This is a genomic window from Micromonospora sp. C97 (assembly GCF_018070385.1).
Taxonomy (GTDB): Bacteria; Actinomycetota; Actinomycetes; order Mycobacteriales; family Micromonosporaceae; genus Micromonospora; species Micromonospora parva.
Map to the genome: position 1 here is coordinate 470,959 of NZ_JAGPXU010000002.1, position 13,098 is coordinate 484,056.

Here is a 13,098-nt window from a genome sequence, read left to right on the forward strand (position 1 = left end):
ATGCTATTCGCTCATGACACCGAGTGTTCGTTGATCGCCGCCGCGGCGCTGGTCAACACCGCAGGTCGAGACGGTGAGTTGCTGCCGGACGTCGCGGCCCTGGACGCGTTCTTCGTCCGCAACTCCTACAGCGGCCGGCACGAACGCACCGACGCCGAGTTGCGGGCCGTCCGGGATCTGCGGCCCCAACTGCGCCGCATCTGGCACGCCGAGCCAGCCGAGATCGTCGCGGTGGTCAACGGCCTGCTGTTGGAACACAAGGCGCTACCGCAGCTCATCGAGCACGACGACGAGCCGTACCACCTGCACGCGGTGCCCCGCGACGCGCCGCTGGCCACCCGGATCGCGGTGGAGGCCGCCATGGCGATGGCCGACCTGGTCCGTAGCGGCGAGCTGAGCCGGCTGCGGATCTGCGAGTACCCGGACTGCGACAACGTGGTCGTCGACCTGTCCCGCAACCGGTCCCGGCGGTTCTGCGAGGCCGGCTGCGGCAACCGCGCCGCGGTGACCGCCTACCGAGCCCGACGGGCCGCCGGCCGTTCCTGACCGGCTGTCGCCCATTCCTCGGCCCGCACCTCGTACTCCACCTCGCCCTGCTCGGTGCCCGGAATCGGGTCGTCCCACTGGAGGTGGAAGGTCCGCACGTAGTGCAGCCCGGCCTTCACCATCACCCGCCGGGAGCGTTCGTTGACAGTCATCGTCTCGGCCCAGACCCGACGCACCCCGACAGTGTCGAAGGCGTGCCGCACCAGCGCCCGCGACCCTTCGGTGGCCAGCCCTCGCCCCCACGTCGCGCGGCGCAACCGGTAGCCCAACTCGGCCTCGGTGCCGTCCTCCGACGGGTCCAACGCGAACCAACCGAGAAACTCCCCGGACTCCCGATCGTGCGCCGCCCACCGACCCAGCCCAGGATGCCTGTCGTACTGGGCCAGCAACCTCGGCAACTGCTCGTCCCGCACGGTGGCCAGCGGAGTCGCGACGCCACCGGTGAGGAACCGCATCACCTCGGGGTCGCTGTCCAACTCGACCAGCAGGCCCACGTCATCCATGGTCAGCCGCCGCAACCGCAGCCGCTCGGTCCCCACCGGCGCGGCCACCTGATCGTCACCCATGGCCCGGATCATCCCGCCACCCTGTGGACACCGTCGAGCCGTTTACCCGGCCACCCCAGGTCCGCGCCCCCTCGCCCGCCGTCGCGGGCGAGCCGGTCGCGTCAGCGCGGGGGCGCGGCCACGAAGAGCCGCCAGGAGTACGCGTCGACAACGAGCACGGGTCCGCCCGAGTCCTTACTGTCCCGCACCCCGACCACGTCCCCCAGATTCGTAGCCACCTCGACGCACTGGTCGTTGGAACCACTCCGGCTGCTCTTACGCCACCGAGCCCGGCTCAACTCCACGACTCCGCCACTTCCCTCAGCAACTCGATCGACTCCTGCGGTGGCAACGCCTGCCCGAGGGTAGCTTCCCAGGTCCGTTGTAGACGCAACAGATCCGCAGGCCGGTCGAGTTCTTGGCCGCCGATCTGGCCGCCGAGATAGGCAAGATCGCTGTGGTCGGCCACGGTCGCGAGGATGAATGGCCCGTTCAGACCGGGATACTCCTCGGCCGAGCGGGGCACCACATGGAGTTGAACCCGTGGATGTTCGGTCGACAAGCGCGCCAGGTGCAGAGCTTGCTCGCACATCACCTTCCGACCGCCGACCCGTCGCCTCAGCACCGACTCGTCAAGCACCGCGACCACATGCGGCGGGCGATCCCCGTAGAGGACCCGCTGGCTGTCCATCCGGTCCGCCAGCCGACGCTCGACCTCGTCGGCGTCGAGCAGTCGGTCCGACTCGAAGATGGCGCGTGCATAGCCTTCGGTTTGCAGCAGCCCGGGGACGTGCAGCGGGTCGAACCATCGCAGGGCTCGCGCCTGCGCAAGGATCGCCTGCCAGCCCCGCAGCCAGGGCTGCGCCCGGTCCAGGCTCACCAGCTCGGTGGACATGCGGCCGAACAGGCCGCCGGTCTCCAGTGCCCGGTCGACGAGTTCCAGGTACTTGGCGGTGGGCACCTGCTGACCCAACTCGACGGCGCTGACCATCGACGCCGAGTAGTTGACCGCCTTCGCCAGCTCATCCTGACTCCAGCCGCGCCGCACCCGCGCCCGGCGCAGCTCCGCGACCAGGAACGCCGCCGCCGTCATCTGTCCATCGGCCATACCCAGCCACTCTCCAACCCGCCGACGATCAACTCCAGCCGACCAACAGAGCCGGCGCGGCCCGGGAACAGGGCAGCTACGACAGGCGGGCCGAACCCTTCCGACCGTAGTCGTCCGATCACCAGACTGTGAAGCGCGGCACCGCTCCCCGTCCCCCGGGCCCGGCGGCGCCGCACGGGACCGCCCGCTCCCCCGTGCCGGGCGGTCCCACCCCCACCCAAGACGACCAACCGCCCAAGATCGTGCTCGATCCTGGAAGTAGTGGGGTCCCAACGTGCGGAAACCACTACATCCAGGATCAAGCACGATCTTCACGCGCCGCCGCCCTCGGGAGCGCCGGGGGCGCGGGCGCAGGCGGCCCGCGAGCCCGGCGCACCGAGCGAGCAGCGAGCAGCGAGCCTGGGACGGAGCGCGGGCACGGGACGCGGGCACGGGACGCGGGCGCGGGACGCGGGCGCGGGACGCGGGCGCGGGCGCGGGGCGAAGCGCGGGCGCGGGCGCGGGGCGCGGGGCGCGGGCGCGGGGCACGGGGTGCGGAGGCCAGCGCGAGGGCGGGGGCGCCGGGTCGGGGGGTGATGCCACAAACGAGTCAGCTCGAAAGGACCGCAACACCATGCCCCGGACCAACCCGGACGACCGCGCGACCACGCCCCGACGACCGCACCTGCCGCTGCGCCCGCTCTGGCTCTGCCGGGTCTGCGCCGCGCCCTGGCCGTGCGCGGTCGCCCGGCTCACCCTCCGCCGGGAGTACGCGCACGACTGCGTCGGGTTGAGCGTCTACCTGTGCGCGGTCCTGCACGAGGCGGTCGCCGACCTGTACCGGCTCAACCCGCACGATGGGCCGGACCCCGCGGCGCTCTTCACCCGCTTCGTCGGCTGGGCGAGGCCACAAAACCTGCGCTGAGCGGGCCGGCTCAGGGGTGGGTCAGGGGTGGGTCATCCGAAGCAGGTCCAACGTCTCGTCGAGCTGGGTGACGGTGAGCTTGCCGGAGTCGACGTGCCCCCGGGAGATCACCACCTCGCGGATCGAGATCTGCTTCGCCAACGCCTCCTTGGCGATCGACGCGGCCTCGTCGTACCCCAGGTAGCGGTTGAGCGGGGTCACGATCGACGGTGAGCCCTCGGCGTACGCCAGGCAGACCTCGGCGTCCGCGACCAGGCCGGCCACCAACCGGTCGGCGAAGAGCCGGCTCACCGCGGAGAGCAGCCGGATCGACTCCAACAGGTTGCGGCCCATCACCGGGAGCATCACGTTCAGCTCGAAGTCGCCCTGCGAACCGGCGAACCCGACCGTCGCGTCGTTGCCGATCACCTGGGCGCAGACCTGCCGCATCGCCTCGGCGACCACCGGGTTGACCTTGCCCGGCATGATCGACGAGCCGGGCTGGAGGTCGGGGATGCGCAGCTCACGCAGACCGGCGCGAGGGCCGGAACCCATCCAGCGGATGTCGTTGGCGATCTTGTAGAGGCCCACGGCGATGGTCCGCAGTTGCCCCGAGGTCTCCACCAGCGCGTCGCGCGCGCCCTGCGCCTCGAAGTGGTTACGCGCCTCGGACAGCGGCAACCCGGTCGACTCACGCAGTTTGTCGATCACGGCGGCGGCGAAGCCGAGCGGGGTGTTGATTCCGGTGCCCACGGCGGTGCCACCCAGCGGCAGCTCGGCGAGCCGGGGCAGGGCGCCCTCCAGCCGTTCCATTCCGTAGCGGACCTGAGCGGCATACCCGCCGAACTCCTGGCCGAGGGTCACCGGCGTGGCGTCCATCAGGTGCGTACGCCCCGCCTTGACCACCGTCTCGAACTCCGCCGCCTTGGTTTCCAAGGAGGCCGCCAGATGCCCCAGCGACGGCAGCAGGTCCTCCACGATGAACTGGGTGGCCGCCAGGTGGATGGAGGACGGGAAGACGTCGTTGCTCGACTGGGAGGCGTTGACGTGGTCGTTCGGGTGCACCGGCGAGCCCAGCTCACGACTCGCCAGGGTGGCGATCACCTCGTTGGTGTTCATGTTCGATGACGTGCCCGAGCCGGTCTGGAACACGTCCACCGGGAACTGGTCGTCGTAACCACCGTCGGCCACGTGCGCGGCGGCGGCGGCGATGGCGGCGGCCACGTTGGCGTCGATCACACCCAGCTCGCCGTTGACCTCGGCCGCCGCGCCCTTGATCTGGGCGAGGGCCTTGATCTGGGCCGGCTCGATTCCCCGGCCGGAGATCGGGAAGTTTTGCACCGCCCGCTGGGTCTGCGCACGCCACAGTGCCTCGGCGGGCACCTCCACCTCGCCCATCGAGTCACGTTCGATGCGGTAACCGGTCGCCTCTGGAGTCGTCACGCGTACCATCCTGCCGCGCCCGTGGCCGACTCGCAGATGATCCGTCAGCCCAACTCGGTGAGCAGCCGCTCCGCCTCGTGCCGGTCCGGCGACTCGACCTCCCGGAACAACACCAGCGCCTGCTCCAGGTGCGCGCGGGCCGCCGTCGGATCCGTGGTCAGCACGCACCGGGCGATGCCCTCCAACGCCCGGGCCTTCTCGTAGCGGGCAGCGAGCCGGCTGGCGTCGGCGAGCACCCGGCGGTGCAGGTCGAGCGCGCTGACCGCGTCACCCTGCTCCAACATCGCCCGGGCCAGCAGGTTCCGGGAAGCACACTGACCGATTCGGTCGCCGGCGTCCACCATCGCCACCAGCGCCTCCCGGTGCAGGGCTGCGGCACGCTCCGGATCGCCGGCGACACGTTCCATCACACCGATCTCGTTGAGCACCTCCCCCTCACCGAATCGGTTGCTGGCCCGGCGCTTGAGGTACAACGCCGTCCGCAGCAGGCGACGGGCGGGGCCCAGGTCACCCATCCGGTGCCGGATCATGGCGAGGTGCCCCAACGCGTTGTCGGTCTGCCGGCGGTCCTTCGCCTGCCGGGCCGCCAGGAGGTGCAGCCGGGCCAGGCGTAGCGACTCGTCGTACCGGCCCCAGGCGATAAACGCGTAGGACACGTTGTTCAACAGATTGGTCAGCGCATGGACGTCGACCAAGCCGCGGATCATGTCGAGCGCCTCGTCGAACTTCGCCTTACCCAGCCGGTGGTCACCGTTCGCGGCGTAGGAGACGCCGAGGTTCCACAGCGTGCTGAGCGTGTCGTCACGGAGCCCGAGCCGGCGGCGCACTGTCAGTGCCACCTCCATCGCGCTGATCGCCTCCGGGAAGCGGGCCAACCGGAAGTACGCCGACGAGAGGTAGTTCAGCATGGTGGCGTAGGCCGCCTCGTCGCCCAGCCGCTCGGTCACCCGAAGCCCGATAGTGTGGGTCTCGATCAGCTCGTCGAGGTGCCCGCCGTCGAAGTTGAGCCGCCAGCAGGCCCGGGCCAGCTGCCAGCACTGAACCGGGAAGTTCTCCTCCTCCGCCTTCCGGACCAGGGCGGTGAGCGCGACATGGTTCTCCTCGAACCACGCCCGCCCCTCGGCCACCGGGACAGCCAACAGGTCCGGCCGACCGGGCGTGCGCTCGGGAATGTTGCGACGACTGCCCGCCGCCTCGACCGTCCGGGCGATCGCCAAGGTGACCGACAGGTGATGATCCAACAGCCGCTCCACGGCGGCGCGGCGTTCGGTCTGCCGCTCCGGGCCGACGAGCAGCAGCCGAGCGTACTCGCGGAGCAGATCGTGCAACCGGTACCGACCCGGCTGCACCTCCTCCACCAGATGCGCGTCGACCAACTCGTCCAACTGCTCCTGGGTGTCGGCGAGGGGCAGGTCGACGAGGGCGGCGGCCACCCGACTGTCGAAGCGCCCCGTCGGGTACAGGCCGAGCAGCGGAAACAGCCGCTGCGCCGACGGTGAGACCTGCGCGTACGACAGTGCGAACGCCTGCCCCACCGAGCGCTGCCCGGCGGTCAGCTCGGCCAGCGGGCCCGCCCCGGCGACCAGCCGCTCGGCGAGGTCGGCGACCCGCCAGCGCGGCCGGTGCGCCAACCGCGCGCCAGCCAGCCGGATAGCGAGCGGCAGGTGGCCGCAGCGACGCGCCACCTCGGCCGCCGCCTCCGGCTCGGCGGCGATCCGCTCCATCCCGGCCACCCGACCGAGCAGCTCGATCGCCTCGTCGGCGTCAAGGACCGGCAACGACGACGGCCGGCCCTCGTCGACCCCGATGAGCCGGCGGCGACTGGTGATGAGGACCAGGCTCTGCGCGCCGTTGGGCAGCAACGGCGCCACCTGGTCGGCACTGGCCGCGTTGTCCAGGACCACCAACGCACGGCGGCCGGCCAGCTCGATCCGCCAGAGCGCCAACCGGTCGTCCAGGTTCTCCGGCACCCGCTCCACCGGCACACCGAGCTGCCGCAGGAGGGCCGCCACGGCCGTTGCCGTTGTCAACGGTCGGCGTTCGCTGTGCCCGTGCAGGTCGATGAAGAGCTGGGCGTCGGGATAGCGGTCCGCGAGCGCGGTGGCGACGTGTACGGCAAGCGTGGTCTTGCCGCTGCCCGGCATCCCGTCGACCACCTGGATCCGGATGCCGTCCTCCTCGATCTCCTTGACCAGGCGGGCCACCGTCTCCTGCCGACCGATGAAGTCCCCGATCGCCCGGGGCAGGGAACGAACCGGGCCGACGGGTGGGGCCGGCCGACCGGCCAGGGCCAGGTCGCCGGCGAGCACCCGTTGGTGCAGCTCCTGCAGCTCGGCACCCGGTTCGATGCCCAACTCCTCGGCGTACGTCCGCCGGCCCTCGCGGTAGACGGCGAGTGCGTCGGCCTGCCGCCCGACCGAGGACAACGCCAGCATCAGCTGACCTCGCAGCCGCTCCCGCAACGGATTCCGGTCGACGCTCTCCGCCAACTCCTCGATCAGCTCAGCTGCCTGACCGAGGCGCAGTTCGACGTCGACGCACTCCTCCAACGCGGTGAGGCGTTGCTCGTCGAGCGTCTGGGCGCGACGGCGGACGCTCCGGCTCGCGATGCCACCGAGTGTCGGCCCCCGCCACAGGGCCAGCGCGGCGCGGAACTCCATACGCGCCTCGACCAGCCGGCCGGCGACGACCTGGGCACGGGCCACCTCCACGCGCCGGTTGAAGATCTCGGCGTCCAGGTCGTTCGGTGCGGTACGCAGTCCGTACCCCGCCGGGTCGGTGACGATCAGCTCAGGCGCCAGCCCGAGTTCGGTGAACCGGCGGCGCAGCCGCGACACGCAGGTCTGCAACTGCGCGCGGGCGGTGGCCGGCGGGTGGTCCTCCCACACCGCGTCGACGAGTTCGTCGACCGGCACGAGCCGGCCGGCCCGCAACAGCAGCATGGCGAGGACGGTCCGGTCGCGTCCCGCGGTGACAGTGGCTTCGCCACCGCCCACCCGCAGAGGCCCCAGGATCCCGAACCGCATCTACTCTCCCGCGTCAGTGGTGCAACTTCCAGCAGAGTAGTCCGGTGGTGACAGATCGCCCCGGCCAGGCAAGAGTGATCTGAGAGCGGATCGACAGTGATGCGCAGCAAACTCACTTCGGGTTGTCGGTGACGGCATCCGACGGGGGCGGTGCGCCCGTCCCACCCCAGCGGGGCGGGCGTACCGATTGTCGGTAGAACACGGGCGACAGACGGGTGCCGGGCGGATTCGCCCGGCACCCGTTCGCGTTGCGGTCGGGTCAGCGGCGGCCGACGGTGAGCACCGGCTTGGTGACCTCGGCGAAGAAGTCGTTGCCCTTGTCGTCGACCACGATGAAGGCGGGGAAGTCCTCGACCTCGATCTTCCAGACCGCCTCCATGCCCAGCTCCGCGTACTCGAGCACCTCGACGTGCTTGATGCAGTCCTGGGCGAGGCGGGCCGCGGGGCCGCCGATCGAGCCGAGGTAGAAGCCGCCGTGCTGCTGGCAGGAACGGGTCACCTGACCCGACCGGTTGCCCTTGGCCAGCATCACCTGCGAGCCACCGGCCGCCTGGAACTTCTCCACGTAGGCGTCCATCCGCCCGGCGGTGGTCGGGCCGAACGAGCCGGACGCGTACCCCTCGGGGGTCTTCGCGGGGCCGGCGTAGTAGACCGCGTGGTCCCGCAGGTACTGCGGCATCGGCTCACCGGCGTCCAACCGCTCGGCGATCTTGGCGTGGGCGATGTCCCGGGCGACGACAAGCGGGCCGGACAGGGACAGCCGGGTCTTGACCGGGTACTTCGACAGCTCGGCGCGGATCTCGTCCATCGGCCGGTTCAGGTCGACCCGGACGACCATCTCACCGTCGAGGGAGTCGTCGGTGACGTCGGGCAGGAACCGGGCCGGGTCGGTTTCGAGGCGCTCCAGCCACACGCCCGACGGGGTGATCTTGGCGACGGCCTGGCGGTCCGCCGAGCAGGAAACGGCGATCGCCACCGGGCAGGACGCGCCGTGCCGGGGCAACCGGACCACCCGCACGTCGTGGCAGAAGTACCGCCCACCGAACTGCGCGCCGATGCCGAAGTTGCGGGTCAGCTCCAGCACCTGCGCCTCCAGCTCCAGATCGCGGAAGCCGTGCGCGCTCATCGAACCCGAGGTCGGCAGCGCGTCGAGGTACTTGGCGCTGGCGTACTTCGCGGTCTTCAGCGCGTACTCGGCGGAGGTGCCGCCAATGACGATGGCCAGGTGGTACGGCGGGCAGGCGGCGGTGCCGATCAGCCGCAGCTTCTCCTCCAGGAACTGCATCATCCGCACCGGGTTGAGCAGCGCCTTGGTCTCCTGGTAGAGGTACGACTTGTTGGCCGAGCCACCGCCCTTGGCCATGAACAGGAACTTGTACGCGTCGGGGTGCCCGTCCGGGTCCTCGGCGTACAGGTCCACCTGGGCGGGCAGGTTGCTGCCGGTGTTCCGCTCGTCCCACATGGTCAGCGGGGCGAGCTGCGAGTAGCGCAGGTTGAGCTTGGTGTACGCCTGGTAGACGCCCCGGGAGATGGCCTCGGCGTCGGCACCGTCGGTCAGCACGTGCCGGCCGCGTTTGCCCATCACGATGGCGGTGCCGGTGTCCTGGCACATGGGCAGGACACCGCCGGCGGCGATGTTGGCGTTGCGCAGCAGATCCAGCGCGACGAACCGGTCGTTCGGCGAGGCGGCCGGATCGTCGATGATCGCCCGGAGTTGCGCCAGGTGCGCGGGGCGCAGGAAGTGCGCGATGTCGTGCATCGCCTCGGCGGTCAACGCGGTGAGCGCGGCCGGCTCCACAGTGAGGAACCGGCGGCCTCCCGGGCCGTGTACGACGTCCACGCCCTCGTCGGTGACCAGGCGATAGTCCGTCTGGTCCGGGCCGGTCGGCAGCAGAGGGGCGTACGAGAATGCGGCGGCACTGCTCATGAGCGGCAAGCCTAGGGCAGACCGGTCGATCACTCCCACCCGCCGGGCGGGTCCTGGGACGCCGCTCTCATCCAGCAGGCGCGCCGTGCCCGGCCGCCGTGCGGATCGTCGGGCGAACGGCCGGCTCAGCCGTCCTTACCGCCGCCCGGGTCGGGGCAGAGTTCCCCCTTCGGCCCGCAGTCGTCGTTGTCCGGCTCGCCGGGGTCGGTGCCGCCCGGCCGGGGATTCCCACCGTCGCCGGGCGGTCGGGTGGACGAGCCGCCGGCCGCGCCGACGAAGCGGACGTACCCGATCTCCCGCCCCTCGCCAATGATCATCCCCTGTGATCCGACGGCGAGAGCGTTCGCCGAGGTGCGCAGGGCGGCCAGCTCCCGGCCGGTGCGCGGGTCCAGGGCGGCCAGCCGGGACGGCTTCTCGTCGGTCACCACCACCGCGTACGGGGTGAGCGCCGCGCCGGCCTTGCCGCTGGCCTGCCGCGTCCAGAGCACCTTGTCGGTGCCCAGCTCACGGGCGATCACGGAGCGTTTGTCGGCGGCCCGGAACACCGCGGAGCGATCGTCCACAGCAATCAACTTGGTGCCCGACTCACCGACCCAGAGCAGCCGTCCGTCGTACCCGTCGATGACCGCCTCACGGCCGTCGGGAGCGACGCCGATCAGCACGTTCCGCGCGCCCTGCGGGTCCTCGCGTTGCACGCAGCCGGCCGAGTCGGCGGTGCGCAGGTTGACGCCGGCCCGCTGCCAGGCCTCCTGCCCGGTGGCCGAGTCGCGGGCGGAGATGGCGAAGTAACAGGTGCCGTCCTGGGAGCGGGCGGCGATCCGCAGCAGCCGACCGCCCACCACGGAGAGCCGCTCGTCCCGGGCCGGCTCGACGTTCTGCAACACCCGGCCGGTGGCGGTGTCGACCACGTGGACCCGACCGTCGACCGGGAAACCGAGCAGTGGCGGCGCGGCCTCCGCCCCGGCCACCCCGTCGTCGATCCGGTTGGCGGTGAGCCGGCGGGTGCCGCGCAGACCCGGGTTGTCGGCGAGCAGGCCGCTGTGCACTCCGGGCAGGAAAGCCGTCCACAGCGGCGCGGTGCCACGCGGGTCCCAGGCGCTCAGGGTGCAGTCGGTGGCGTCGGTGCAGCGGGCGTCGAGGAGCAGATTGCGGTACGTCCAGACGGCAACCGCGTCGTCGTCACGTCGCCGGGTCACCCCGGTCGTCGGGTCGAGCAGCTCGTACCCCTTGACCAGGAGCTTGCCCACGGCCACGACCGGGTCACGGTCACCGCCGGCGACCGCCGCCCAGTCGGCCTTGCGCTCCCAGAGCTGGGCGCCGGTGGCCAGGCTGCGGGCCTCGACCCGGGTGCGCTGCTCGACAACGACGGCGTCGCCGGCGATGGTCACGCTGCGCGGAGTGCCGCCGACGCGTTGCTGCCAGACCACGTCGGGCTCGGAGATGGGTTCGCTGCGGTCCACCCAGTCCCACAGGCCGGGGAACGGGTTCCACACGCCGGTCGCGGCGAGGGCGACGACCACGGCGAGGCCGAGCAGCAGCCCACCGCGCACGCTCCCCTTCGCCACACCGCACACCGTAGCCACGATCACGGATCTTCCGTACGCCCGCGTCGCCGTGTCGCCGCGCTTTCTGGGCGGGGAGGTGTTACAGCACCCTTCCGTCGGCCCGCACGGCGCTGCGCACCAGCGGAAGCGTGCGGTAGGGAATCTGCTCGGCCAGCGCGATGATCGTGGAGGCGCGGGTGATCCCGGCGGACGAGACGATCTGGTCGATGACCCGTTGCAGATCCGTGTTGGAGCGGGCCACGATCCGGCAGAGCAGGTCGCTGGAGCCGGTGATGGTGTGCGCCTCCAGCACCTCGGGGATGGCGGCGAGGTGGGCGGTGACCGGGTCGTGGCCGTGTCGCTGACTGATCTCCAGGGTGACGAAGCTGGTCACCGCGAACCCGATCGCGGCCGGTGCGATCTCGGGGCCGAAGCCCTGGATGACCCGCCGCTCGATGAGCTTGTCCAGCCGGGCCTGGACGGTGCCCCGGGCCACCCCGAGCCGCCGGGAGCACTCCAGCACCCCGATCCGGGGCTCCTCGGCGAGCAGTTCGATCAAGCGCACGTCGAGCGCGTCGAGCTGTACATTCTGCTCACCATTCATGGGTTCAGACCATACCGAATGTGCAACCTGACCAGCATTTCTGTCAACAGTTGCCCACCCCACACCGGGCCAGCGATCCTCGCCACAAGAACCGACCACGGCGGCCCACAAGGCCGGCCGGTACGCGAGGGAGCCCATCATGACCCAGGCGATCGACCGACCCCAGTCGACCGAGGACGTCGACATCGACCGGCTCGTGGGAGCTGTCGACCACGACATCAGCCACGACCCGTTCCCGGTCCGGGGCCTCGACCACGTGCACTTCCTGGTCGGCAACGCCAAGCAGGCCGCCCACTACTACTCCACCGCGTTCGGCATGACCTGCGTGGCGTACCGCGGTCCCGAGCAGGGCTACCGGGACCACGCCCAGTACGTGCTGACCAGCGGCTCGGCCCGGTTCGTGCTGACCGGTGCGGTACGCCCGGACGCCGACGGCTCCGAGCACGTGGCCCGGCACAGCGACGGGGTCAGCGACATCGCGCTGGAGGTGCCGGACGTGGACGCCGCGTACGCGCACGCCATCGCCCAGGGCGCCGCGAGCGTCGTCGAGCCGCACGAGGTGAGCGACGAGCACGGCACCGTGCGGATGGCCGCCATCGCCGCGTACGGCGACACCCGGCACACGCTTGTCGACCGGTCCCGCTACACCGGCCCGTTCCTGCCCGGCTTCGTGGCCCGCGGCCCGATCGTGGACCGGCAGCCGATGATCGACGCCGGCATTCAGCCGAAGCGCTTCTTCCAGGCCGTCGACCACGTGGTCGGCAACGTGGAGCTGGGCCGGATGGACGAGTGGGTCGAGTTCTACAAGCGGGTGATGGGCTTCTCCAACATGGCGGAGTTCATCGGCGACGACATCGCCACCGACTACTCGGCGCTGATGAGCAAGGTCGTGGCGAACGGCACCCGCAAGGTGAAGTTCCCGCTCAACGAGCCGGCGATCGCCCGCAAGAAGTCCCAGATCGACGAGTACCTGGAGTTCTACCAGGGCCCGGGCGCGCAGCACATCGCCGTCGCCACCAACGACATCCTGGCCAGCGTCGACGCGATGCGCGCCGCCGGTGTGGAGTTCCTGGACACCCCGGACTCGTACTACGACGACCCCGAGCTGCGCGAGCGGATCGGCAACGTGCGGGTGCCGATCGAGGAGCTGAAGGCCCGCAAGATCCTGGTCGACCGGGACGAGGACGGCTACCTGCTGCAGATCTTCACCAAGCCGGTGCAGGACCGTCCCACCGTCTTCTTCGAGCTGATCGAGCGGCACGGCTCGCTCGGCTTCGGCAAGGGCAACTTCAAGGCGCTGTTCCAGGCGATCGAGCGGGAGCAGGAAGCCCGCGGCAACCTGTAACACTTGCGAGCGTGACGCAACCTCCGTCGTACCCGACGCCGCCGGTCGGTGGGCCCCGACCCACCACCGGCGGCGTCGCGCCGCTGCCCGGACCACACCCTTCGGGGTACGCCCCGCGACACGTCCA

The 13,098-nt window shown here is 71.0% G+C and carries 11 protein-coding genes; 3 read left to right on the forward strand and 8 right to left on the reverse strand.

The features are described 5' to 3' along the window. Complete coding sequence (locus KBX26_RS05390) at window positions 1-546, forward strand: CGNR zinc finger domain-containing protein (protein ID WP_210864846.1); 546 nt, start codon at window positions 1-3, stop codon at window positions 544-546. Here KBX26_RS05390 and KBX26_RS05395 read toward each other — a convergent pair. From KBX26_RS05395 to KBX26_RS05405, 3 genes are all read right to left on the reverse strand, one after another. After that, on the reverse strand, window positions 513-1,112 hold the full coding sequence (locus KBX26_RS05395) for a GNAT family N-acetyltransferase (RefSeq protein ID WP_030327865.1): 600 nt from the start codon (window positions 1,110-1,112) through the stop codon (window positions 513-515). The two genes, KBX26_RS05390 and KBX26_RS05395, sit on opposite strands and share 34 nt — an antisense overlap. 101 nt (window positions 1,113-1,213) lie before the next feature. Then, a complete protein-coding gene (locus tag KBX26_RS05400) occupies window positions 1,214-1,396 on the reverse strand; it encodes a DUF397 domain-containing protein (protein ID WP_030327866.1) in 183 nt (60 codons plus the stop codon). Then, complete coding sequence (locus KBX26_RS05405) at window positions 1,387-2,199, reverse strand: helix-turn-helix transcriptional regulator (RefSeq protein ID WP_030327867.1); 813 nt, start codon at window positions 2,197-2,199, stop codon at window positions 1,387-1,389. Before KBX26_RS05405 ends, KBX26_RS05400 begins: the two co-directional genes overlap by 10 nt. A 613-nt stretch (window positions 2,200-2,812) precedes the next feature. Between KBX26_RS05405 and KBX26_RS05410 the strand changes: the two genes are divergently transcribed. After that, window positions 2,813-3,103 carry a hypothetical protein gene (locus KBX26_RS05410; RefSeq protein WP_030327868.1) on the forward strand — a complete coding sequence of 97 codons (291 nt, stop codon included), beginning with the start codon at window positions 2,813-2,815 and terminating at the stop codon, window positions 3,101-3,103. 21 nt (window positions 3,104-3,124) lie between these two features. Here KBX26_RS05410 and KBX26_RS05415 read toward each other — a convergent pair whose 3' ends face one another. From KBX26_RS05415 to KBX26_RS05435, 5 genes are all read right to left on the reverse strand, one after another. Next, the gene (locus tag KBX26_RS05415) at window positions 3,125-4,534 is read right to left on the reverse strand and encodes an aspartate ammonia-lyase (protein ID WP_210864847.1); all 1,410 of its coding nucleotides are present in this window, start codon (window positions 4,532-4,534) and stop codon (window positions 3,125-3,127) included. A 35-nt stretch (window positions 4,535-4,569) separates the two neighbouring features. Further along, a complete protein-coding gene (locus KBX26_RS05420) occupies window positions 4,570-7,551 on the reverse strand; it encodes an AfsR/SARP family transcriptional regulator (protein WP_030327870.1) in 2,982 nt (993 codons plus the stop codon). 259 nt (window positions 7,552-7,810) lie between these two features. After that, window positions 7,811-9,478, reverse strand: coding sequence for a fumarate hydratase (locus KBX26_RS05425; RefSeq protein ID WP_030327871.1), 1,668 nt, complete (start codon window positions 9,476-9,478; stop codon window positions 7,811-7,813). 125 nt (window positions 9,479-9,603) lie between these two features. Then, window positions 9,604-11,052: a PQQ-binding-like beta-propeller repeat protein gene (locus KBX26_RS05430; protein ID WP_081883667.1), complete on the reverse strand. Its 1,449-nt coding sequence runs from the start codon at window positions 11,050-11,052 to the stop codon at window positions 9,604-9,606. A gap of 70 nt (window positions 11,053-11,122) precedes the next feature. Continuing rightward, on the reverse strand, window positions 11,123-11,626 hold the full coding sequence (locus tag KBX26_RS05435; RefSeq protein WP_210864848.1) for an Lrp/AsnC family transcriptional regulator: 504 nt from the start codon (window positions 11,624-11,626) through the stop codon (window positions 11,123-11,125). 139 nt (window positions 11,627-11,765) lie between these two features. Here KBX26_RS05435 and hppD point away from each other — a divergent pair, with 139 nt between their 5' ends. Beyond that, window positions 11,766-12,971 (forward strand): 4-hydroxyphenylpyruvate dioxygenase, encoded by a 1,206-nt coding sequence (hppD, locus tag KBX26_RS05440; RefSeq protein WP_210864849.1) that lies wholly within the window; start codon window positions 11,766-11,768, stop codon window positions 12,969-12,971. The last annotated feature ends 127 nt before the right edge of the window (window positions 12,972-13,098 follow it).